Annotated in this window: 19 protein-coding genes; 11 read left to right on the plus strand and 8 right to left on the minus strand. The window is 71.6% G+C overall.

The genetic code is table 11. From position 1 onward, the window contains the following. The first annotated feature begins 11 nt into the window (after window positions 1-11). The 7 genes from murJ (KGD84_RS31860) (at window position 12) to trxA (ending at window position 8,683) form a co-directional block, all read left to right on the plus strand. A complete protein-coding gene (gene murJ, locus KGD84_RS31860; RefSeq protein WP_220563986.1) occupies window positions 12-1,850 on the plus strand; it encodes a murein biosynthesis integral membrane protein MurJ in 1,839 nt (612 codons plus the stop codon). Between the two features lie 156 nt (window positions 1,851-2,006). Further along, window positions 2,007-3,797 carry a murein biosynthesis integral membrane protein MurJ gene (gene murJ / locus KGD84_RS31865; protein WP_220565423.1) on the plus strand — a complete coding sequence of 597 codons (1,791 nt, stop codon included), beginning with the start codon at window positions 2,007-2,009 and terminating at the stop codon, window positions 3,795-3,797. A 275-nt stretch (window positions 3,798-4,072) separates the two neighbouring features. Next, the gene (locus KGD84_RS31870; protein WP_220563987.1) at window positions 4,073-5,665 is read left to right on the plus strand and encodes a protein kinase family protein; all 1,593 of its coding nucleotides are present in this window, start codon (window positions 4,073-4,075) and stop codon (window positions 5,663-5,665) included. Window positions 5,666-5,690: 25 nt separating this feature from the next. Continuing rightward, window positions 5,691-6,317, plus strand: a complete 627-nt coding sequence (gene sigM / locus KGD84_RS31875) for an RNA polymerase sigma factor SigM (protein ID WP_220563988.1) — start codon at window positions 5,691-5,693, stop codon at window positions 6,315-6,317. Continuing rightward, complete coding sequence (locus tag KGD84_RS31880; RefSeq protein ID WP_255646923.1) at window positions 6,314-7,165, plus strand: anti-sigma factor family protein; 852 nt, start codon at window positions 6,314-6,316, stop codon at window positions 7,163-7,165. The genes sigM and KGD84_RS31880 overlap by 4 nt, the downstream gene beginning before the upstream one ends. A 187-nt stretch (window positions 7,166-7,352) precedes the next feature. Beyond that, window positions 7,353-8,285 carry a thioredoxin-disulfide reductase gene (gene trxB / locus KGD84_RS31885; RefSeq protein ID WP_220563989.1) on the plus strand — a complete coding sequence of 311 codons (933 nt, stop codon included), beginning with the start codon at window positions 7,353-7,355 and terminating at the stop codon, window positions 8,283-8,285. A gap of 74 nt (window positions 8,286-8,359) precedes the next feature. Further along, window positions 8,360-8,683, plus strand: coding sequence for a thioredoxin (gene trxA / locus KGD84_RS31890; RefSeq protein WP_220563990.1), 324 nt, complete (start codon window positions 8,360-8,362; stop codon window positions 8,681-8,683). A gap of 280 nt (window positions 8,684-8,963) precedes the next feature. Here the strand turns inward: trxA and KGD84_RS31895 are convergent, their stop codons facing one another. The 8 genes from KGD84_RS31895 to rpmH form a co-directional block, all read right to left on the minus strand. After that, a complete protein-coding gene (locus KGD84_RS31895; protein WP_220563991.1) occupies window positions 8,964-9,929 on the minus strand; it encodes a ParB/RepB/Spo0J family partition protein in 966 nt (321 codons plus the stop codon). A gap of 60 nt (window positions 9,930-9,989) precedes the next feature. Further along, on the minus strand, window positions 9,990-10,805 hold the full coding sequence (locus tag KGD84_RS31900; RefSeq protein WP_220563992.1) for a ParA family protein: 816 nt from the start codon (window positions 10,803-10,805) through the stop codon (window positions 9,990-9,992). A gap of 128 nt (window positions 10,806-10,933) precedes the next feature. Further along, window positions 10,934-11,650 carry a 16S rRNA (guanine(527)-N(7))-methyltransferase RsmG gene (gene rsmG, locus KGD84_RS31905; protein WP_220563993.1) on the minus strand — a complete coding sequence of 239 codons (717 nt, stop codon included), beginning with the start codon at window positions 11,648-11,650 and terminating at the stop codon, window positions 10,934-10,936. Between the two features lie 1,110 nt (window positions 11,651-12,760). Beyond that, window positions 12,761-13,240, minus strand: a complete 480-nt coding sequence (locus KGD84_RS31910) for a Jag family protein (RefSeq protein ID WP_220563994.1) — start codon at window positions 13,238-13,240, stop codon at window positions 12,761-12,763. Between the two features lie 77 nt (window positions 13,241-13,317). After that, entirely contained in the window at window positions 13,318-14,259 is a 942-nt protein-coding gene (gene yidC, locus KGD84_RS31915) for a membrane protein insertase YidC (protein ID WP_220563995.1), read from the minus strand. 28 nt (window positions 14,260-14,287) lie between these two features. Continuing rightward, a complete protein-coding gene (gene yidD, locus KGD84_RS31920; RefSeq protein ID WP_220563996.1) occupies window positions 14,288-14,599 on the minus strand; it encodes a membrane protein insertion efficiency factor YidD in 312 nt (103 codons plus the stop codon). Continuing rightward, window positions 14,596-15,096, minus strand: coding sequence for a ribonuclease P protein component (gene rnpA / locus KGD84_RS31925; RefSeq protein WP_220563997.1), 501 nt, complete (start codon window positions 15,094-15,096; stop codon window positions 14,596-14,598). The genes yidD and rnpA overlap by 4 nt, the downstream gene beginning before the upstream one ends. Window positions 15,097-15,170: 74 nt before the next feature. Then, window positions 15,171-15,314, minus strand: coding sequence for a 50S ribosomal protein L34 (gene rpmH / locus KGD84_RS31930; RefSeq protein WP_014909187.1), 144 nt, complete (start codon window positions 15,312-15,314; stop codon window positions 15,171-15,173). A 728-nt stretch (window positions 15,315-16,042) separates the two neighbouring features. Here rpmH and dnaA point away from each other — a divergent pair. The 4 genes from dnaA (at window position 16,043) to recF (ending at window position 22,898) form a co-directional block, all read left to right on the plus strand. After that, window positions 16,043-18,079: a chromosomal replication initiator protein DnaA gene (dnaA, locus tag KGD84_RS31935; RefSeq protein WP_220563998.1), complete on the plus strand. Its 2,037-nt coding sequence runs from the start codon at window positions 16,043-16,045 to the stop codon at window positions 18,077-18,079. A gap of 1,389 nt (window positions 18,080-19,468) precedes the next feature. Continuing rightward, the gene (gene dnaN / locus KGD84_RS31940) at window positions 19,469-20,608 is read left to right on the plus strand and encodes a DNA polymerase III subunit beta (RefSeq protein ID WP_220563999.1); all 1,140 of its coding nucleotides are present in this window, start codon (window positions 19,469-19,471) and stop codon (window positions 20,606-20,608) included. Window positions 20,609-20,726: 118 nt separating this feature from the next. Then, the gene (gnd, locus tag KGD84_RS31945; RefSeq protein WP_220564000.1) at window positions 20,727-21,626 is read left to right on the plus strand and encodes a phosphogluconate dehydrogenase (NAD(+)-dependent, decarboxylating); all 900 of its coding nucleotides are present in this window, start codon (window positions 20,727-20,729) and stop codon (window positions 21,624-21,626) included. Between the two features lie 123 nt (window positions 21,627-21,749). Then, window positions 21,750-22,898: a DNA replication/repair protein RecF gene (gene recF, locus KGD84_RS31950; RefSeq protein WP_220564001.1), complete on the plus strand. Its 1,149-nt coding sequence runs from the start codon at window positions 21,750-21,752 to the stop codon at window positions 22,896-22,898. Window positions 22,899-22,979: the final 81 nt, after the last annotated feature.

A 22,979-nucleotide genomic window follows, 5' to 3' on the forward strand; every position in this document is an offset into this window, starting at 1 on the left:
CCTGATCCACGGTGGTCACCGACTCCCCGAACGAAGGCGGAAAGCACCGCCGTCGTTCCTCTCAGCCCGAAGGCCCCCTCCCGGGTGAGAGCCCGCTGCGCCCCTCCGGCGGCCCCGTCCCCTCCTTCGAGGAGGGCGAACTGCCCGAGCCCGCCGTTCCCGGGACCCACCGGGCGGCCGAAGGGGCCGAGGAGCCCGCGGCTCCCGGCGGTTCCGGCGACGCCCCGGCGGGCGGCGGCATGATGCGCTCCAGCGCCATCATGGCGGTCGGCACCATGGCCTCCCGGATCACCGGCTTCGTCCGCACCATCGTGCTGGGCGCCGCCATCGGCACCCACCTGCTCGGTGACGCCTACCACACGGCCCACACGATCCCGTTCATCCTCAACGACCTGCTCATCGGCGGCCTGATGGCCAGTGTCGTCGTGCCGTTCCTGGTCAAGCGGCGCAAGCGCGACGCCGACGGCGGCAAGGCCACCGAGGACCGCCTGTTCACCACGACGTTCGTGGCGCTGTTCCTGCTCACCGCCGTGGCGATCGCGGCCGCCGAGTTCCTGATCTGGCTGTACGGGTCCCGGTTCACCGACGCGCAGTTCGATGCCTCGGTGCACCTGGCCCGCTACCTGCTGTCCCAGATCTTCTTCGTGGGGCTGAGCGGCCTGCTCACCGCCATGCTCAACACCCGCGGGTACTTCGGCGCCGGCGTGTGGGCGCCGGTGCTCAACAACCTGGTGATCATGACCGTGGCGGGCATGTTCCTGTGGGTCGCGGGCCCCGGGCGGACGCCGGACACCGTCACCGAGGGGCAGCTGACCCTGCTGGGCGCGGGCACCGCCGCCGGCATGGCGCTACAGGCCCTGGTGCTGTTCGTCGCGCTGGCCCGGACCGGCTACCGCTGGCGCCCGCGCCTGGACCTGCGCGGTTCCGGGCTGGGCGAGGCCGTCAAGACGGCCGGCTGGATGATGATGTACACCCTGCTCACCCAGGCGGGCCTGTGGATCACCACCAACATCGCCAACGCCGCCAACGTCGCCGCCATCGAGGAGGGCCGCTCCGTCGGCGCGGGCATCACCGCCTACAACCTCGCCTACCAGCTGTTCCAGCTGCCGTACGCGATCATCGCGGTCTCCCTCATCACGGTGCTGCTGCCCCGGATGAGCGCGCACGCCGACGACCACGACTGGGACGCGGTCCGGTCGGACTTCTCCCGCACCCTGCGGATCTCCGCGTTCGTGCTCGTCCCCATGGCGTTCGCGATCGCCCTGTTCGCCGAGCCGCTGTCGATCCTGGCGTTCGCCCGCGGGTCGATCTCCCCGGCCGACGCGGCCAACATCGGCCAGATCCTGGCCGTGATGTCGCTCGGGCTGGTGCCGTTCACCGTGTTCCAGCTCATGCTGCGCGTGTTCTTCGCCATGGGCGACACCCGCACCCCGGCGCTGATCGCCATCGCCAACCTGGCTGTTCACAGCGCTCTGGCGCTGGTGTCCTACCTGCTCCTGCCGCCGGAGACGGTCGTCGTGGGCGTGGCCGCGGGCTTCATGTTCTCGTTCCTCAGCGGACTCGTCATCGCAGGTCTGGTGCTCAGCCGGCGGATCGGGGGGCTTGACGGAAAGCACATCATTGGCACATTGTTGCGCCTGCACCTGGCCGTCGTCCCGAGCGTCGCGGCCGGTTTCGGTGTGCTCTGGGCCTTCGAGACCTTCGTCGGCCCGGGTCTGCTCACCTACATCGGCGCACCCGTGGCCGGGTGCCTTCTCGGCGCGTTGTTCTTCCTCGCGGCCGCACGGCTGCTGCGGGTCCCCGAATTGAGCGCCGCGGTGGAACTGATCCGCGGCCGCCTGCGTCGTTGATGCCGCACCGACGCTTCCGGCCCTGGCCCCGGCCGGAGGAACGACCGCTCGACGAGTACAAGGACTGAGGACACGGTGTCCAGCGAAGACCCCCGCGAGCAGGATTCCGGAGCAGGAGCGCACGGGCCCGCCACGGCAGGCCGGCAGCGCCGCCCCATGGTGATGCCCGAGGACGTCCTGGACGCCTACGAGCGCGAGGAGCCGGCGACCGAGCCCGAGACCGGGCTCACCACCCGCCGCGATCCGAGCGACATCGGCGACCTGGGCACCGCCGACCGCGCCGGCATGGAGGACGGCGACGAGATCGGCGGCTCCTCCCACACCGCCCCGGGCAACCTCGCCAAGTCCAGCGCGATCATGGCGCTGGGCACCGTGTTCTCCCGCGTCACCGGCTTCGTCCGCACGATCGTGCTGGCGGCGGCGATCGGCACCCAGATGCTGGGCGACGCCTACCAGGTGGCGGGCATGGTCCCGTACATGGTCTACGACCTGCTCATCGGCGGTCTGCTGGCCAGTGTGTTCGTGCCGTTCCTGGTCAAGCGGCGCAGGCTGGACTCCGACGGCGGCGACAGGACCGAGCAGCGGCTCGTCACGCTGATGCTGTCGGCGCTGCTGGTGATCACCGCGCTCTCGATGCTGCTGTCGGAGTGGTTCATCCGCATCTACGCGGGCGAGTTCACCGGCGCGCAGTTCGAGGTGTCGGTGGTCCTGGCGCGCTACCTGACCACCCAGATCTTCTTCATCGGGGCCAGCGGCCTGGCCAGCGCGATGCTGAACGCGCGCGGGAGGTTCGGGGCGCCGATGTGGGCGCCGGTGCTGAACAACCTGGTGATCATCGGCATCGGCCTGTGGTTCCTGAACATCGCCGGGACCGGGCGCACCCCCGACACGGTGACCTCCGGCGAGCTGATGCTGCTGGGCCTGGGCACCGCCGCCGGGCAGATCGTCCAGGCCTTGGTGCTGGTGTGGGCGCTGGCCGCGGCGGGCTTCCGCTGGCGGCCCCGGCTGGACCTGCGGGGCGCGGGGCTGGGAGAGGCTGCCCAGGCGGCCTCGTGGATGATGCTCTACATCGTGGTGGCCCAGCTGGGCGCCCTCGTCTCCACCAACGTCGCCTCCCGCGCCGGCACGCGCGCGGCCGAGCTGGGCTTCGAGTCGGGCTCGGGCATCGCGGCCTACAAGTTCGCGTCGATGCTCTTCCAGCTGCCGTACGCGATCATCGCGGTCTCGGTGATCACCGCGCTGCTGCCGCGCATGAGCGAGCACGTGGCGGCCGGGCGCAAGGACCAGGTGCGCAGCGACTTCTCGCGGGGCTTCCGGCTCTCGTCGGTGCTGATCGTGCCGATCTCGGTGGCGATGATCGTGTTCGCGGTCCCGTTCTGCGTGATGATCTACGCGCAGGGCAGCACGAGCCCCGAGGACGCCGCCGCCATCGGCCGCATCCTCATGGTGTTCTGCGTGATGCTGATCCCGTTCACGCTGTTCCAGCTCCAGATGCGCGTGTTCTACGCGCTCGGCGACACCCGCACCCCGGCGCTGGTCGCCATCCCGTCGGAGGCCGCGCACGCCGTCACGGCGATCGCGCTGCTGTTCGTGGTGCCGCCCCAGCACGTCGTGGTGTGGCTCCCGGTCCCCTACGGGCTGTACTACGTCGTGGGTTCGGTCATCATGTGGTACATGCTGCACAGGCGGCTGAACGGCCTGGACGGGCGGCACACCGCGGCCACCCTGTTCAAGCTGCACCTGGCGACGCTGCCGGCGGCCGTGTTCGGCCTCGCGATGATCCACGTGTTCCGCGGACTGCCGGGTGAGTTCTGGCCCGGATTCGCGGCGATGGTCGTCGGAGGGGTCGTGGGTGGCGTACTGTTCGTGATCAGCGCCAAGTTCCTCAATGTGACTGAAGTCACATCCTTCCTCGAATTGCTCAGAACCCGACTGCGACGTCGCTGATCACCATGAATGGACGAGTTGGGCGGTCCCGAACCGCTACGTCCCGGAAGGTGAACGGATACCCGATGTCCTCCGAAGATGCTGTTCAGGCGTCCTAGCATGGACAGGCACCGCTTGACCGCCACCACATTGTTCATCCGAGCTGCCCGAAGGGAGGCTGGGGACAGCAGCAGAGCCCGAACCCCCTGCGCACACCCCGCGACGCACCGGTCCGCCCAGGACCGCGCCGCCGCGGCCCGTGCGGGGCGACGGCACTGGCACCCGTCACTCCCATCATGAGCACCTTCCTGATCGAGCCCGGGGCGAAGCTGGCCAACCGGTACCGCCTTGACCAGGTGGTGAGCGAGACCGGCGGGGCGACCCGCTGGAAGGCCACCGACGAGACCCTCGCACGGCCCGTCGCCGTGTGGACCTTCGCCGAGGGCTTCCCCCGCACATCCGATGTGGTCCGCGCGGCCCGCGCCACCAGCCGTATCCCCGACGCGCGCGTCACCCAGGTCTTCGACGCCGACGACACCACCCCCGTGCCCTACGTGGTCGAGGAGTGGGTGGTCGGCCACTCGCTGGCCGACCTGCTGGCCCAGGGCCCCCTGGAGCCCGAGCGCGCCGCGGGCCTGGTCGCCGAGGCGGCCGAGGCCATCGCGGCCGCGCACAACGGCGGCCTGTACCACCTGTGCCTCACCCCGAGCAAGCTCATGTGGAGCAGCGGCGGAGCGGTCAAGGTCACCGGTATCGGTGTGGACGCCGCCCTGCTGGGCGTCAACGTCGCCGACCCGGGCGCCGCCGACGCCCAGGGCCTGGGCAACCTGCTGTACGCGGCCCTCACCGGCACCTGGCCGAGCGGCCCGCAGAGCGGCCTGCCCCCGGCCCCGCAGGGCCCCGCCGGGCCCTACCCCGCCGACCAGATCCGCCAGGGCGTCGGCGAGCCCCTGGCCTCCATCACCACCCGCGCCGCCCTGCCCCACCTGGTGGGCCAGGTCGTGCCCGGCCCGGTGATCGGCTCGCCGGGCGAGTTCTGCGCCGCCATGGCCGACGTGCCGCGGCTCATCCCGCTGCCCGTCGCCCCGGCCGAGACCACCCCGCCGCCCGAGCCCGGGACCTCCCGGCGCACCGGCGAGTTCGGGTCCACCGGCCCGCGCCGCTCCCCCCGCAGCACGAACGGCGGCGGAACCGGCCCGCGCACCTCCGCCCGCGGCGAGCGCCCGCCCTCGCGGATGGACCGCCGGGCCGCCGAACGCAGGACCTCCCCGCAGCGCATCCTCGTCGGCGTGCTGGCCGTGGTGCTCTTCGCCGCGGTGGTCACCGGCGCCTGGATCTTCGGTGCGTCGATGCGCGCCGACGAGGCGGACCCCGGCACCGCCGGCGGCGGGGAGCCGGACGGCGGCGCGGAGGTCGTCGAGACCGAGGTCCTGCCGATCCAGTCCGCCCAGGGGTACGACCCCCTGCCCGACGGCGACGGCGACGAGCACTCCGACCACGCGTCGCGGGCCCACGACGGCGACACCGGCGGGGACCCGTGGAACACCGAGGGCTACAACGACCCCATGGGCACGACCAAGGAGGGCGTGGGGCTCCTGGTCGACCTGGGCTCCGCCCGCGAGGTCCACTCCCTGGAGCTGTACGTGCCCGAGGCCCAGTACGGCATCGAGGTGCGGATCGGCGACAGCCCGGCGTCGCACCCCAGCGAGATGTCCGCCGTGGACGCCGCCCTGCCCGTCGCCTGGCAGGGCTCCGCGAGCGGCCACCAGACCATCGAGCTGGACGAGCCCACCACCGGCAGGTACGTCCTCGTCTGGTTCACCGATCTGCCCACCGACGGCGGCAAGTACCGTGGGAGCATCTACGAGGTAGAGGTACACGGTGTCTAGCTGCGGGGATATGTGATCGGCACTGATGGACGCGGTCCAAGAGCTTCCTGACCGGGAACTGCTCACCAGGCACACCCAGGGGGACGATCAGGCGTTCGCGGTGCTCGTGCGCCGCCACCGCGATCGCCTCTGGGCCGTCGCCGTGCGCATGATGGGCGACCCCGAGGAGGCCTCCGACGCCCTCCAGGACGCGTTCCTGTCCGCGTTCCGCTCCGCCGACCGCTTCCGCGGCGAGTCCCAGGTCACCACCTGGCTGCACCGCATCGTCGTCAACGCCTGCCACGACCGGCTGCGCCGGCGCAAGGTCCGCCCGGCCACCCCCACCGAGGTCGACACCCTCGACGTGCTCTCCAACGAGCGGCTGGGCCGCACCGGCGGCGCCCCCGACCACGCCTCCCAGACCGAGTCGCGGCTGGACGTCCACGCGGCCCTGGACACCCTCCCCCTGGACCAGCGCATGGCCCTCACCCTGGTCGACATGCTCGGCTACCGGGTTGAGGAGGCCGCGCAGATCCTCGACGTCGCCACCGGGACGGTCAAGAGCCGGTGTGCGCGAGGTCGCGCCAAACTTCTTCCGTCTCTCGCCCACCTGAGGAACCCTCGTCCCCCCCGAGACGTCACAACTGGGAGAGGAGGTGCCGACCCATCGTGACGTCCCACCCTGACGTGGAGGCACTCGCCTTCTTCGCCGAGGAGCTGTTGGAGCCCGACGAGGAGCGCACCGTTGCCCACCACCTAGAGACCTGCGCGACCTGCGCGGCGACCCTGGACGAGCTCACCGCCGTCGGCGGCGCGCTCGCCGGCGTGCCGCCGGTCCCGCCCATGCCGCAGGACGTCGCCGCCCTCCTCGACCGGCGCATCGACGAGGCGGTGCGCGAGCGCGCCGCCCGGCCCGCGGCGCTCTCCGACACCTCCGGCGACGCCGGCACCGGCACCGCGGACGCGGCGGCCCCCGTGGTCCCGATCACGCGTGCGCGCGGCGGCTCCCGGCGCGGGTTCAACGGCATGAACCTGCCCCGGCTCATGATGGTGGCCGCCGCGGGCGCCGTCGTCCTGGGCGGCGGCGGGGCCGTGCTCAACACGGTGCTCTCCCCGCAGCAGGACGCGAGCGGCGGCGCCGCCGCCCAGCAGCCGATGATGCAGGACGAGGGCACCGAGTTCGAGCCGGAGGCCGTGCAGCCGTACAAGCCCGGGATCGTGGCCTCCGGGACCGAGTACACCGCCGACGGGCTGGCCGGGCAGGCCGCCGAGGTGCTCTCCGGGTCCCAGGCCCCGCCGGCCGCCGCCGAGGAGGGCTCCACGGTCGCCGCGGAGGAGTGCGCGACGGTGTTCTCCGAGCGGACCGGCCTCCGGATCACCCTGGTGGACGAGGCCGTGTTCGACGGCGACCCCGCCATGGTGCTGTTCGCCCCCTCCGAGGACGACACCACCGAGGTGTACGTGGTCGACCCGGCGGACTGCGGCGGGGTCCTCGCCCAGGAGACCGTCGACACCCCCTGAGGATGTCGCCGAAGCGCCGTGCCGACATGTCGGCGAAGACCCTTTCGCGGCATACCCCACCCCGGTAACCGGGGCGGATGTCCCCTTGGGAATCAGGTGCGCCTACCATCGGTTGTGCTATACCGACTCTCCCCCGAGGTCACCATCCCGTGGCGGGGGCATCTGATCGTGTGAAGGGCCTACGAGCGTGAGTGACGTCCGCAATGTCATCATCATCGGTTCCGGACCGGCGGGGTACACCGCCGCCGTCTACGCGGCCCGCGCCGAGCTGAAGCCCCTGGTGTTCGAGGGCTCCATCACCGCCGGCGGCGCCCTCATGAACACCACCGACGTCGAGAACTTCCCCGGCTTCCCCGACGGCATCATGGGCCCGGACCTGATGGACAACCTGCGCAAGCAGGCCGAGCGGTTCGGCGCCGAGCTGGTGCCCGAGGACGTCACCTCCGTGGACCTGGCCAAGCCCGTCAAGGAGGTCACCGCCGGCGGCGAGACCTTCCTGGCGCACACGGTCATCCTCGCCACCGGCTCCGGCTACCGCGAGCTCGGCGTCCCGGGCGAGAAGGAGCTGTCCGGCCGCGGCACCTCCTGGTGCGCCACCTGCGACGGCTTCTTCTTCCGCGACCAGGACATCGCGGTCATCGGCGGCGGCGACACCGCCATGGAGGAGGCCCTCTTCCTCACCCGCTTCGCCAAGTCCGTCACCGTGGTCCACCGCAGGGACGAGCTGCGCGCCAGCCGCATCATGGCCGAGCGCGCCTTCGCCAACGAGAAGATCTCGTTCGTGTGGGACACCGAGGTGGTCGAGGTCCTGGGCGAGGACCGGGTGAGCGGCCTCAAGGTCCGCAACAACAAGACCGGCGAGGAGAGCACCCTCGACGTCACCGGCGTGTTCGTCGCCATCGGCCACGACCCGCGGGTCGACCTGTTCCGCGGCCAGGTCGACCTCGACGAGGAGGGCTACGTCCAGGTGGACTCCCCCTCGACCCGGACCAACCTGGAGGGCGTGTTCGCCGCGGGCGACGTCGTCGACCACAGCTACCGCCAGGCCATCACCGCAGCCGGAACCGGCTGCTCCGCCGCCCTGGACGCCGAGCGCTTCCTCGCCGAGCGCGGCAACTAGCCGCGGCCGGCGGCCAACCGGGGCCGACCGCCCGAGACGGTCGGCCCGCAGTACCCGTCCGAACAAGGAGAACCATGTCCGCCGTCAAGAACGTCACCGACGACACCTTCGAGGCCGAGGTCCTCAAGAGCGAGCAGCCCGTCCTGGTGGACTTCTGGGCCGACTGGTGCGGCCCCTGCAAGCAGATGGCCCCGGTCCTGGACAAGTTCGCCGCGGAGCACGGCGAGAAGATCACGGTCGCCAAGATCAACACCGACCAGAACCCCGAGACCCCGCGGGCCTACGACGTGCTGGCCCTGCCGACCTTCAAGGTGTTCAAGGGCGGCGAGGTCGTCAAGGAGATCCGCGGCGCGCTCCCCAAGCGCAAGCTGGAGGAGCAGCTGGCCGAGTTCCTGTAACCCGGACTCACGGCCGCCGACGGCAGCGAGCACGGAAGGCCCCCAGATCACCTCTGGGGGCCTTCCGCCGCCTCAGGGGAGTCCGCTGTGGCCCCTCCCCCGCCGGGCCGCCCAGGAGCACCTGGGCGACCCGCGATGTTCCACGTGAAACATCCGGTCCGCGGGAGCGCCGGAGCACGGCGTCCCGCACGGAGAAACCGGGGCGCGTCCGGTGGTCGCCTTCGTGCGGCCCGGCGCTCGCGCCGGGTGCCGCGACCCGGGACGGCCCGCCGGACACGCCCTAGGCGCGGGACCCGCCCATCTGCGCGATGATGCGCTCCAGGTCCTCGACCGATGCGAACTCCACCACGATCTTGCCCTTGCGCTTGCCCACGTCCACCTTGACCGTGGTGTCCAGCCGGTCGGCCAGCGCGGTCGCCCACTCCTCGACGTGCGGCGGGGTGACCGCCTTGAGCGAGGCGCGGCGGGCCTTCGCCGCCTTCTCGACGTCGTGGCCGTTCTTCCGCAGCGCGACGATCTCCTCCAGGGAGCGGACCGAAAGGCCCTCCTGGACGACGCGCTCGGCGAAGCGCTCCATCTCCTCCGGCCCCTCCAGGCCCAGCAGCGCGCGGGCGTGCCCGGCGCTGATCACCCCGGAGGCCACCTTGGCGTGGAGCGTCGCGGGAAGTTGGAGCAGCCGCAGCGTGTTGGTGACGTGCGCCCGCGACTTGCCCACCCGCTGGGCCAGCTCCTCCTGGGTGGTGTCGAAGTCCTCCAGCATCTGCCGGTAGGCCGCCGCCTCCTCCAGGGGGTTCAGCTGCTGCCGCTGGAGGTTCTCCAGCAGCGCCTCGCGCAGCAGCTCCTCGTCCTTGGTCTTGCGGACCAGGGCCGGGATGACCTTCCGCTCCGCCAGCCCGCTGGCCCGGAAGCGGCGCTCCCCCATGATCAGCTCGTAGGGGTGGGACTCCCCCGGCGGCAGCTCGCGCACCACCACCGGCTGCAGCACGCCCACCTCGACGATGGAGTCGCGCAGCTCCTCCAGCGCCTCGTCGTCGAAGTGCTTGCGCGGCTGCTTGGGGTTGGGCCGGATGTCGGTGAGCGCGATCTCCTTCAGGTACGTGCCGTCCGGAATGGCCACCGGCACCACGGGGGCGGACCCGCCGTTCACCGATTCGGGAACGCTCTCGGACACCGTGGGAGCCGCCGGCGGCCCCGACGGGATGAGCGCCCCCAATCCCTTGCCCAGTCCGCGCGGTCGCTGACTCACCGGTACTTCCCTCCACACTTCTCGGTTCACGCCCGGCGGGGGCCGGGTCCACGTTCGCGGCTAGCGCTTCGCCCGGTGGGCGATCTCCCGGGCCGCGTCCAGGTAGGCGACGGCACCGCTCGAGGACGGGTCGTACGTCATCACCGACTGGCCATAGCTCGGCGCCTCGGAGACGCGGACGCTCCGCGGGATGACGGTGTCCAGGACGGTGTCCTGGAAGTGCGAGCGCACCTCGTCGGCCACCTGCTGGGAGAGGCGGGTACGGCCGTCGTACATCGTCAGCAGGATGGTGCTGACCGCCAGGCCGGGGTTGAGGTGCGACTTCACCAGGTCCACGTTCCGGAGCAGCTGGCCCAGGCCCTCCAGGGCGTAGTACTCGCACTGGATGGGGATCATGACCTCGTCGCAGGCCACCATCGCGTTGACCGTGAGCAGGCCGAGCGAGGGCGGGCAGTCGATGAGGATGTAGTCGAGGTCCGAGGTGTCGTACGCCGCGAACGCGCGCTTGAGGCGCGCCTCGCGGGCCACCAGGGAGACGAGCTCGATCTCCGCGCCCGCGAGGTCGATGGTGGCCGGGGCGCACAGCAGGCCGGGGATGTCCGGGACCGGCTGGGCCAGCTTGCGGATCTCCTCGTCCTCGACCAGGCAGTGGTAGATCGAGCGGGTCTGGTTGTCGCGCTCCATGCTCAGGGCGGTGGAGGCGTTGCCCTGCGGGTCGAGGTCGACGACCAGGACGCGCTGCCCGTGCATCGCCAGGGCCGCGGCGATGTTGACCGTCGTGGTGGTCTTGCCGACGCCGCCCTTCTGGTTGGCGACGCTGATCACCCGACAGGACGCCGGGCGGGGCCAGATCTCCTCCTGGCCCCGCGTGGCCATGGCGGCCTGGGCGGCACGGGCGAGAGGGGTCGTGTGGGTGTCCGACGTTTCACGTGAAACATCGAGCAGGTCGCCGTAGAGGGATGTTTCACGTGAAACATCGGGGTCATTGTGGGGCACGAATGAGTTCACCTCTTCCGTCCGCGCTTCTTCTTGCCGCCCCGCGTCTTCGACGGGGGCGAACCACCGTCGGATGTCACCGTGACGCGAACGACCGTGGTAGCGGGATCGACTTTACCCCGGCCCACCCGGATCACATCGCTAACACTGGGCCGCAGTTTTGAAACGTCTTGTTCGGCGGCGGCCAGCTCGGCCTCCGCCTGCTCGCCCTTGAGCGCCAGCAGGCTGCCGCCCTTGCGCAGCAGCGGCAGCGACCAGTCGGCCAGCCGCGGCAGCGGGGCGACCGCCCGCGCGGTGACGAAGTCGGTGAGGAGTTCGCCGTGCGCCTCCTCCGCCCTCCCCCGCCGCACCTCGACGTTGGGCAGGTCCAGGATCTCCACGGCCTCGTTCAGGAAGACCGTCCGGCGCAGCAGCGGCTCCAGCAGGGTCATGCGGATGTCCGGACGGACCAGGGCCAGCACCAGTCCGGGCAGGCCCGCGCCGGAACCGATGTCCACGACCTCCGCCCCCTCGGGGAGGAGCTCCTCGACCACCGCGCAGTTGATGACGTGCCGCTCCCACAGGCGGGGCACCTCGCGCGGGCCGATCAGTCCGCGCCGCACACCGTCGTCGGCGAGCAGCTCGGCATAACGGCGGGCCTTCGGCAGGGCGTCGCCGAAGATCTCCGCCGCCCCGGCCGGGGGTTCCGGCAACACGGCACCGGACTCCTCAGCGCCCGCGGTCATCGGTCACCACCGCCCATCTTTCATCGTCCATCGTCATCGCCACTTCCAAGAGACCGCAAGAGACCGCAAGAGGTCGTAGCCGCACCCGACGGATGCAGACAGCGGAGGGAAAGACCCCCACCGATCCTACGCGTCCACCGCCCCGGAGTTTCACGTGAAACATCGCGGCGGCGCCGTTTCACGTGAAACATGACGCCTCTCCGGGGGCGTGGGCGGCGGGCGCCTCCGCCGGGGGATTCGGTGTTTCACGTGAAACACCGAATCCCCAAGGGGACTTGTCGACACCTCGACCCGCAGGTGGCCCCGCCGCCGGAAGGCGGCCCTTTCTTCCTCTGGAGCACCCGCCCCTGGGATCCGGGACGCGGGGTCGCCCTCCTTCTCTCCTGAGGCCGGAGGGCACGGTTCTCCGACCATCGGCGACGGGACCCCGTGCACGCACACCCCGCCGCCCACCGCGTTGGAGTCGGGGGGACATGCGCGCGCCCTCACGGGAGCGCCCCTCCCCTCGCCCCGGATCGCGGACGCCCTGCGGCGGGCAGCCGCGGCCGGGTGGGAACCGCGGGGTGCCCCACGGCGGGCTCCCCGGCGCGGGCGTGCGCGCGCCCTCACGGGAGGCCCCTCCCCCGGATCGCGGACGCCCCGTGGCGGGCATCCTCGGACGGACAGGAGCCCCGGGCCGGTGGTCTACGGGCCACAGGCACCGGGCCCGGGGGGCGCCTCCGCGGGCGTGCGCGGCCGGAACTGCGGACCCGGGGGCGACGAGCACCGGGTGCCCGCGGCCACCCCTCGCCCCGGGCGGGCGGGAACAGGATCCGCGGCCCACGGGCCACTGCCGCCCGGGGCCTCGGGAAGCATCTCTCCCCGGCTCCGCCGGCGCCCTGCGGCAGGAACTCAGGGGTGTCTCACGGCGGGCTTCCCTGGGCGGGGGTGTACAGCCGGAAGTACGGTCCCAGGGGCTAGGCGAGCGCCGGCACCGCAGGGGGCCCAAGCTGAGGGGGCGGGGACTTGTCGACATGCGGGTTAGGGGATTCGTGGTTTCACGTGAAACGCGGGCATGCGAAAGGGGCGGTGTTTCACGTGAAACACCGCCCCTGCTTCGGCTTGCGCGGTCTACGGGACCGGGTGGACCACCACGTAGCGGTTGGGCTCCTCGCCCTCGGACTCGCTGCGCAGGCCCGCGGCCGCGACCGCGTCGTGGACGACCTTGCGCTCGAACGGGGTCATCGGCTCCAGCTCGTACGCGTCGCCGGTCTCCTTGACCTTCTGCGCGGCGTCGGCGCCGACCTGGAAGAGCTCCTTGCGGCGCCCCTCCCGGTACCCGCCGATGTCCAGCATCAGACGGCTGCGCTCACCGGTCGCCCGGTGCACCGCCAGCCGGGTCAGCTCCTGGAGGGCCTCCAGGACCTCGCCGTCCTCGCCGATCAGCTCGTCGAGGGTGGCCCCGACCACGGAGACCATCGCACGGTCGCCCTCGACGTCCATGTCGATGTCGCCGTCGAAGTCCGCGATGTCGAGAAGTCCCTCGATGTAGTCCGCGGCGATGTCGCCCTCGTTCTCCAGGGCCTCGATGTCGATAGGCGCCTCAGCCACCGCTACTCCACCGCTTCCTTCCTGGCTCGCTGTCACGGCGTTCCCGTCTCCTGTTCCCGCGTTCGGTACGCAGCTCGCTAGCGGGGCCCGCCACCGGTGCGCTTGGAGCGAGACTGCTTCTTGGGCTGCTTGCGTTCGATCTTAGGCTGTTCCACGGGCTGCGGCGCGGATTCGGGCTGCTTCTTCTTGCGCCCCAGCATCCCCTTGGCCGAGCCGTTCGTGTTGGCGGCCTTGGCGTCCACGGCCTCGCCCGGCGCGGGCTGGTTGCGGTACAGGAAGTGCTGCTGCACCATCGTCCACACGTTGGAGGTGACCCAGTAGATCAGCACGCCCACGGGCATCATGAGGCCGAAGAGCCCGAAGAGGGGCGCCATGTACATCATGATCTTCTGGGTCTGCATCATCGGGTTGTCGGGCATCTGCGCGACGCTGCGCTTCATGCTCTGGCGCATGGTGAGGAACGTCGTGGTGCCCATGACGACACAGGAGATCGCGATGACGACCTTCGCCATGATGGCGTTGGTGGCCCCCAGGGCCAGCAGCTCCTCCGAGGAGCTGTTGAAGTGGGCGGCGATGGGGGTCCCGAAGACCAGGGCCTGGCGGGCGCTCTCCACCAGCTCTTCGGTGAAGTTGTAGCGGACGTTGCCCTCGGCCACGCTGCGGAGCACGTTGAACAGGGCGAAGAAGACCGGCATCTGCAGCAGCAGGGGCAGACAGCCCATGAGCGGGTTGGTGCCGCTCTCCCGGTACAGCTCCATCGACTCCCGCTGGAGCCGCTCCTTGTCGTGCTTGTAGCGCTCCTGGAGCTTGCGCAGCTTGGGCTGGATCTCCTGCATCTTGCGCTGCGTGTTCATCTGCTTGACGAACAGCGGCACCATGAGCAGGCGCATCAGCATGGTGAGCAGCACGATGGACAGGCCCCACGCCCACCCGCTGTCGGGGTTCAGGCCGATCAGGCCCAGACCCGCGTGGATCTGGACCAGAATCCAGCCGACGATGTTGTAAAGCCAGTCCAGCACCGGCCAACTCCTATGTGCTTCGGTTCAGCTACTGGTCCCCGGGAGCGTGGCCGGTGGACCCGGCGCCGCCCGCAGACTCCTCGGACTCCTGGACCCGTCCCCGCGGTGGGGGGACCGGGTCGTAGCCACCCCTGGTGAAGGGGTGGCAGCGGGCGATGCGCCGGATGCCCAGCCACAGCCCGTACAAGGCACCGTGCGTGCGCAGGGCCTCGACGGCGTACGCGCTGCACGAAGGGTAGAAGCGGCAGACGGGCGGCAGGAGCGGGCTGATGAAGCGCTGGTATCCCCGGATGGGGAGGATCAGCGCACGCGCGAACACCGTCGGTTCGTGCTGGGTCATCGGTCCGTCCACCGTTCTCCGCCCTCTGTGGCCGGGCGGCCGCCTTCCGTGTCGCTCTTCGCCGGTTCCGGCGCCGAGGGGCCACCGCGTCCTCGTCGACGGCGCGCCGGCCCCTTGGGCCGGGGCCGCATCGCCGAGGCGATGGCGCCGTCCAGCTGCGCGCCCAGGTCCTCGTACCGCGCGGTGGCAGCGGAGGGTTTGGCACGCACTACCAGCAGGCTACCGTTTGGCAGTTCGGACAGCCGTGGCCGCATCAGGTGCCGCAGCCGTCGCTGGACGCGCTTGCGCACCACGGCCCCGCCGACCGCCTTGCTCACGATGAATCCGACGCGCGGGGGTTCCCCTACCGGCAACGCCTCCGGTCCGGCGGTGGTTCCCCCGGCCCTCGGCGGTGGGAGGTAGACCACGGCGAGGTCGTCGCGGGACGAACGGCGTCCGGAGCGCATGGCGGAGCCGAACTCGGTGCTGTGGCGCATCCGGTTCTCCGGCGACAACATCGGTGCCTCCCATGACAAAGGGACCGGCCGGCGCAAGGCCGGACGGTCCCGAAGAACGTGGGGCTGTGCGTGGCCTAGTGGCTCACGGTCAGCGCGGCGCGTCCCTTGCGGCGACGCGAGGCGATGATGGCGCGACCGGCGCGCGTACGCATGCGCAGCCGGAAGCCGTGGACCTTCGCGCGACGCCGGTTGTTCGGCTGAAACGTACGCTTGCTCACTACTGGCTCCAGGGGCGTGTCAGGAAAGTACTACGACAGGACCCCCAGGATATGCGGGGCCGCAGAGTGCCATGGCCGCGTGCACGCCGTCACCGGGACAGGCGTGGGCAGAATCGTCGGCATAAGCATAAAGAAGATACGACCCGGTCCGGGCGCGGTCAAATCAGGCGGGGTCGCGGGGGGTGTGTCCTCGCTCTCGCCCTCTTCACGGAGGGCCCGGGGGGCGGGGGACAAGTCGACAGGGAGACCTGTGGACAGATCGTCGTCCACAGGCGTGTGAGACTTCCACAACCCCCCACCCCTGTGGATAACCTCAGCCTGTGGATAACTCTCCCCACGACCGGCGCCACCACCCCGGCGCCCTGCACGGCATCGCCTTGCACACAGCCTGACCTGCATATTGTGGATAACTCTGCGAGGAGCCCACAGATCTGCCATCCTGTGGATAACCCTGTGGACAACCTGTGGACAACCGGCGCGGGCTGTGGATACCGGGAGGCGGCCGACACCCCGCCGACCGGCGGGCCCCGAAGTTTTCCACAGGCCCGTGCCGACCTTCACACCGGACATTCCGCCCACCCTGCCCCGGCAGTACCACGGGGGGAGGACAATGGAGAGCCGCCCTGCGCCGCCCCCGAGCCGACGGGGGCATCCGCGTACGCCCCCGTCCCCTCCTCCACCCGCACGAACAGACCCGTACCGAAGGGACAGCAACATGGCAGGTCGCCTTGGCTGACGCACAGGTCAACCTCGCAGCTGTCTGGTCCAGCGTGCTGGACGGGATCGACAACGACTCCCTGCCCGCGCACCAGCGCGCCTGGCTGCCCCAGACCCGGCCCCTGGGTCTGATCGAGGACACGGCGCTGATCGCGGCGCCCAACGAGTTCACCAAGAAGGTGCTGGAGAGCCGCCTCTACCCGGCCATCAGCAAGGCGCTCTCCGCCCACCTGGGACGGGACATCCGGGTCGCGGTGACGGTCGACCCCACCGCGGTGCCCACCCCGCCGCCCCCGCCCGCGGCGGCGCACCCCTACCCCCCTTCCCCGCGCGACACCGACGGGGCGGCCGGCACCCGCCCCGAGCCCCCGGCACAGCACGGCGGCGCCCCCGCGCTGTTCGACCAGGGCTCCGTGCCCGAACCCCCGCGGGAGCCGCGGGGCGGACACCACCGCCCCACCGCGCCCGAGCGCGCCTACGGCCGGCACGCCGCCCTGCCCCCCGAGGCCGACCTGCTCGGCTCGGGCCCCGACGCCTACTCGCACCCGGGCGCGCCCGGGCACCCCGCCGACACCGCTCCCCCGCGGAGCGACTCCTTCACCCAGGAGGAGCTCCAGTACGGCGATCCGGCCCCCTGGGCCGCCGCGGCCGCTCCGCCCCGGCGGCAGCCGCAGCAGCCCCGGCAGACCACCACTCCCCCGCTGTGGGAGCAGCCCGTCCACTCCGCCCCCGTCCCGGAGGACTCCTCCTGGGGGCGCTCGGCCTGGCCCGCCGAGGACCCGGGCTGGGAGCGCCCCAACCGCTGGGAGACGCCCGAGCCGCAGGCGCCCGCAGCCCCGGCCGCGGAGGAGCCGGAGCCCGCCCCTGCCCCCGACCTGCCGCCGCCCCCCGAGGCCGACGCCGCCGGCGCGCCCGAGCCGCAGGACATCCCGGCACCGGCTCCGAAACCGGAGGCCGCGAAACCCGCCCCGGCCGCCCCGCCCGGGCGCTCCCCCGAGGTGCCGCCGGGCGAGCACGCGCGCCTCAACCCCAAATACACCTTCGACACCTTCGTCATCGGCTCCAGCAACCGGTTCGCCCACGCGGCGTCGGTGGCCGCCGCCGAGGCTCCGGCCAAGGCGTACAACCCGCTGTTCATCCACGGCGGCTCCGGCCTGGGCAAGACCCACCTGCTGCACGCCATCGGGCACTACACGCACCGGCTCTACGAGGGCTCCCGGGTGCGGTACGTCAGCTCGGAGGAGTTCACCAACGAGTTCATCAACTCGATCCGCGACGGCAAGGCCGACGGCTTCCGGCGCCGGTACCGGGACATCGACGTGCTCCTGGTGGACGACATCCAGTTCCTGGAGAACAAGGAGCAGACGCAGGAGGAGTTCTTCCACACCTTCAACACGCTCCACAACTCCGACAAGCAGATCGTCATCTCCAGCGACCGGCCGCCCAAGCAGCTGACCACGCTGGAGGACCGGATGCGCAGCCGGTTCGAGTGGGGCCTGCTCACCGACGTCCAGCCGCCCGAGCTGGAGACCCGCATCGCGATCCTGCGCAAGAAGGCGGTGCAGGAGGGCCTGGCCGCCCCGCCGGAGGTGCTGGAGTTCATAGCCAGCAAGATCTCCACCAACATCCGGGAGCTGGAGGGCGCGCTGATCCGGGTGACCGCGTTCGCCAGCCTGAACCGGCAGTCGGTGGACCTGGACCTCACCAGCCAGGTGCTGCGCGACCTGGTGCCCGGCGCCGACGTCCCCGAGGTGACGGCGGGCGCCATCATGTCCCAGACGGCGGCGTACTTCGGGCTGACGGTGGAGGACCTGTGCGGGACCTCCCGCTCCCGGGTGCTGGTGACGGCCCGGCAGATCGCCATGTACCTGTGCCGGGAGCTGACGGACCTGTCGCTGCCCAAGATCGGCCAGCAGTTCGGCCGCGACCACACCACGGTCATGCACGCCGACCGCAAGGTCCGGGCGCTGATGGCCGAGCGCCGCTCCATCTACAACCAGGTGCACGAGCTGACGAGCCGGATCAAGGACCAGTCCTCGCTGAACTGATCCCGGCCGCGCGCCCCGGGGCGGCATGTCGACACGTCCACAGGGACACGTCGACATGTCGCCCCTCCGTCGTTCTCCCCTTCGCCGCTCCCCGCCCCGGGTCTCCGATCCCAGGGCCGTGGAGGGGGGAGGAAGGCGGGGCGGGCGGGGGCGCGGGGGCCGCGGACCCCGGGTGGGCCCCGCCCGGTCGACGTGTCGACGTGTCGCTCCGTCCACCCGTCCCCTTCTCGCCCCGTTCCGCCCCCGGCGCGCCCGCCCGCCGGCCACTCGCCCGGGGGCCGCTCCTCCCCGCGCCCCTCGGAGGCCGGGGCGCACCCCTTCCTCCACAGACCCGCCCCGCCTGTGCACAACCCGCCCGGATCAGGGCCGGGAACGTTGTCCACAGGAAGTTATCCACAGGCCGCGGCTCTCCACAGGCGGTTATCCACAGGCTTATGCCCATCCTCGCCCGGGTTCGGGAGCCTGGCGAGGTGTGCGGCCGAACGTCCCCGTCCCTGCCCGGAGCTGCGTTGTCGTCCCGGTTTCCCGGCCCGGAGGAGGGCTGTTGCCCTGCCCACACCTGCGGGGACGGCCGATCTCGCCAACGAACGATGGCCTCTTTCCTGTGGACAACCCTGTGCACAGCCTTTTTGCCGGGCTTCGCCGGGAATGCGCAGGGGGTCGAAAAAAATTTTTCGCCGAGTCGGGCCGAGTTATCCACAGGAGGGGGCTCAAATCTGTGGACAACCCTGTGGATAACCTGTGGACAACTACGCCGGGGCTGTGGGTAACCCGGGGTCGCCCTGTGGACAGGGATGGGGGTCATCGGGTCACCGGACCACCGGCTGCTGTGGACAACCTGAGGAAAACCTGTGGACGGGCCTGTGGACGGACTGTGGAAAACTTGGGGACGACCCGATTCATCCACAGGACCCCGAAGTTGTGCACAGGGTTCTCCACAAGCCCTGTGGATAAAAATTCCGGTGCTGACCTGGTAAAACGAGGGTTATCCACAGTATCCACAGGCCCTACTACTACTGCGCACCTTCATTAGCCCAAGGGTGGCTTCGAAACGGCAACGCGGAAAATCTGTGGACAACTCGCCGTGACCGCCGAGACGGCCGAGGCGTCAGCGGCAGCGGGTGAATCCGGGTAACGTGGGATCTCGCCCCTGTCCTCCGCCGCCCGGCTCCGAGCGGTGACCCCTAGCAGGAGACCGCGGCCCGGCCAGCCTCGACGGATCCGGCGACGCAGCAGGTCGGAGCGCCCACCCGGCGCCCGCCCCGCACCCGTCGTCCACAGCCTGTCGATGAGTGTTGAGCCGGCCCGATCCCCACAGACATCCGTCAGCTGCAACGTTGAGGCCTTCGGCCGGGTGCGACCCGTCCGGGGCGGAAAGTGAGTCGGCAAGTGAAGTTCCGGGTCGAACGCGACGTACTGGCCGAAGCGGTCGCCTGGACCGCGCGCACACTCCCGACGCGCCCCTCGGTCCCCGTCCTCGTCGGCGTCCTGCTGGAGGCCGGCGAGTTCGACGGCCGTCAGCAGCTGCGCCTGTCCGGCTTCGACTACGAGGTCTCCACGCAGGCCGTCGTCGACGTCGACGTCGAGGAGCCGGGCACGGTCCTGGTCACCGGCAAGCTCCTGGCCGAGATCACCCGCAACCTCCCCGCACAGCCTGTGGAGATCTCCACCGACGGCTCGAAGGTCGTGGTGACCGGCGGCAGCGCCAAGTTCACGCTCACCACCATGCCGGTGGAGGACTACCCCACGCTCCCGGAGATGCCCGGTGTGAGCGGGACCGTCGGCAGCGACGCCTTCGCCGCCGCGGTCAGCCAGGTGGCGGTCGCCGCCGGGCGCGACGACACCCTGCCGATGCTCACCGGCGTGCGCGTCGAGATCGAGGGCGAGACCATCACCCTGGCCTCCACCGACCGCTACCGCCTCGCGGTGCGCGAGCTCACCTGGAAGCCGGAGGACCCGGGCCTGTCCGCGGTCGCCCTGGTCCCGGCCAAGACCCTGCACGACACCGCCAAGTCGCTCACCTCCGGCGCCGAGGTCTCCATCGCGCTCTCGGGCAGCGACGCCGGCGAGGGCATGATCGGTTTCGAGGGCGGCGGCCGCCGTACCACCACCCGTCTGCTCGACGGCGAGTTCCCCAAGTACCGCGCCCTGCTGCCGGACACCTTCAACTCCGTCGCCGAGGTCTCCCGCTCCGAGTTCGTCGAGGCCGTCAAGCGCGTCTCCCTGGTCGCCGAGCGCAACACGCCGCTGCGCCTGTCCTTCACCCCGGGCCGGCTGGTCCTGGAGGCCGGGACCGGCGAGGAGGCCCAGGCGGTCGAGGTCCTGGAGGCCGAGCTCGAGGGCGACGACATCCAGATCGCCTTCAACTCCGGCTACCTGCTCGACGGCCTCGGCGCCATCGGCACCGACGTGGCCCGCCTGAACTTCACGACCTCCACCCGGCCGTCGATCCTCACCGGGAAGCCGGCCGCCGAGGGGGCCGAGCCCGAGTACCGCTACCTGATCATGCCGGTACGACAGCCGAACTGATCCGGGCGTTGCGGCCCGGTCGGCGGCGTCCCCGACACGCCCGGCCGGGCCGTCCCGCGGTCACCATCCACGGTCACAAGAACCCGCCCGCAGACGGCGTACAAGGGGGAGCGAGAGCATGCAGCTCGGAATGGTCGGCCTGGGGAAGATGGGCGGCAACATGGCCGCCCGGCTCCGCGAGAAGGGGCACGAGGTGGTCGGCTTCGACGTCGCCTCCCCCGAGCGCGACGTCGACGACCTGAAGACCCTGGTGGCCCGGCTGGCCGCTCCCCGGGTCGTCTGGGTGATGGTCCCGGCCGGAGAGCCCACCGAGTCCACCGTCTCCGCGCTGGCCGACCTCCTGGAGGAGGGCGACCTCGTCATCGAGGGCGGCAACACCCACTACGTGGACGACCGCCCCCGCGCCGACCGCCTCGCCGCGAAGGGCATCGGCTACATCGACGCCGGGGTCAGCGGCGGAGTCTGGGGCCGCCAGAACGGCTACGGGATCATGGTCGGCGGCGAGGCCGCCGACGTCGAGCGGGCCCGGCCGGTCTTCGACTCCCTCACCCCCGACGAGGGCGGCGGCTTCGTGCACGCCGGCGCGGTCGGGGCGGGCCACTTCGTCAAGATGGTCCACAACGGCATCGAGTACGGCATGATGCAGGCCTTCGGCGAGGGCTTCGAGCTCATGGCCGCCTCCGGCATCGTGGACGACGTCCCGGGCACCTTCGAGAGCTGGCGCGAGGGCACCGTGGTGCGCTCCTGGCTGCTCGACCTGCTGTCGCGGGCGCTGGAGGAGGACCCGGACCTGTCGGGCCTGCGCGGCTACGCCCAGGACTCCGGCGAGGGCCGCTGGACGGTCCAGGCCGCCGTGGACCTGGCGGTCCCGGCCCCGGCCATCACCGCCTCGCTCTTCGCCCGCTTCGCCTCCCGCCAGGACGACAGCCCGGCGATGAAGGTCGTCGCCGCGCTGCGCAACCAGTTCGGCGGCCACGCGGTCACCAAGGCCGACGGCACCACCGCGGCCCGGGACTGACCCCGGCCCGTCCGTCCCGGACCCGCCGGGGTCCGGGACGCCCCCGGCGTCGCGCCGTGCTCCCCCGCCGCGCCCTCCCTTTCCCTTCCCACCGTCCGTTCCCCTGACCAGGAGGAAGGCCGGATGTACGTTTCCCATCTGCAACTGGCCGACTTCCGTTCCTACCCGGAGGCCCTCGTCGAGCTGGGCCCGGGCGTGAGCGTGTTCGTCGGGTCCAACGGCCAGGGCAAGACCAACCTGGTCGAGGCGATCGGCTACGTCGCCACCCTCGGCAGCCACCGCGTCTCCTCCGACACCCCGCTGGTCCGCCAGGGGGCGGCCCGCGCCATCGTGCGCGCCCGGGTGGTGCGCGACGAACGGGACATGCTGGTCGACCTGGAGATCAACCCGGGCCGCGCCAACCGCGCCCGGATCAACCGCGCCGCCGCCGGGCGTCCGCGCGACGTGCTGGGGATCCTGCGCACGGTGCTCTTCGCCCCCGAGGACCTGGCCCTGGTCAAGGGCGACCCCGGGGAGCGCCGCCGCTTCCTCGACGACCTGCTGGTGGCCCGCTCCCCGCGGATGGCGGGGGTGCGCTCGGACTACGACCGGGTCCTCAAGCAGCGCAACGCCCTGCTCAAGACGGCGTCGGGGAGGATGTTCCGGCAGCGCTCGGCCCCCGACCTGAGCACGCTGGAGGTCTGGGACGCCCACCTGGCGGAGGCCGGCGCTGAGCTGCTGGCCGCCCGGCTGGACCTGGTGGAGGCGCTGCGCCCGCTGGTCGGCGACTCCTACGCGGGGCTCACCGACTCCGGCGGCCCGGCGGTGCCCGCGTACCGCAGCTCCCTGGCCGAGGACGGCGGGGAGCCGCCGCGCGGGCGCGCGGACCTGGCCCGGGCCCTGCGCGAGGCGATGGCCGGGCAGCGCGACCGCGAGCTGCAGCGCGGGGTGAGCCTGGTGGGCCCGCACCGCGACGACCTGTTCCTGGAGCTGGGCGGGATGCCCGCCAAGGGTTACGCCAGCCAGGGGGAGTCGTGGTCGTACGCGCTCTCCCTGAAGCTGGCCGCGTTCGACCTGCTGCGGGCCGACGGCGACGACCCGGTGCTCATCCTCGACGACGTCTTCGCGGAGCTGGACACCGAGCGGCGGCGCCGGCTGGCCGAGCGGGTCCGCGACGCCGAGCAGGTGCTGGTGACGGCGGCCGTCCCGGACGACATCCCGGCGGAGCTGGACGGCGCCCGGTTCGGGGTGCGCGAGGGAGAGGTCCACGGCGAGGAGGTCGCCGGTGGCTGAGCACTATCCACAGCCTGTGGATCCTCGCCGCGGTCCGGCCCCGGCGGACCCGGGCGCCGCGGCCCGCCGTCCACAGCCTGT

It is taken from the genome of Nocardiopsis changdeensis (genome assembly GCF_018316655.1).
Lineage (GTDB): Bacteria > Actinomycetota > Actinomycetes > Streptosporangiales > Streptosporangiaceae > Nocardiopsis > Nocardiopsis changdeensis.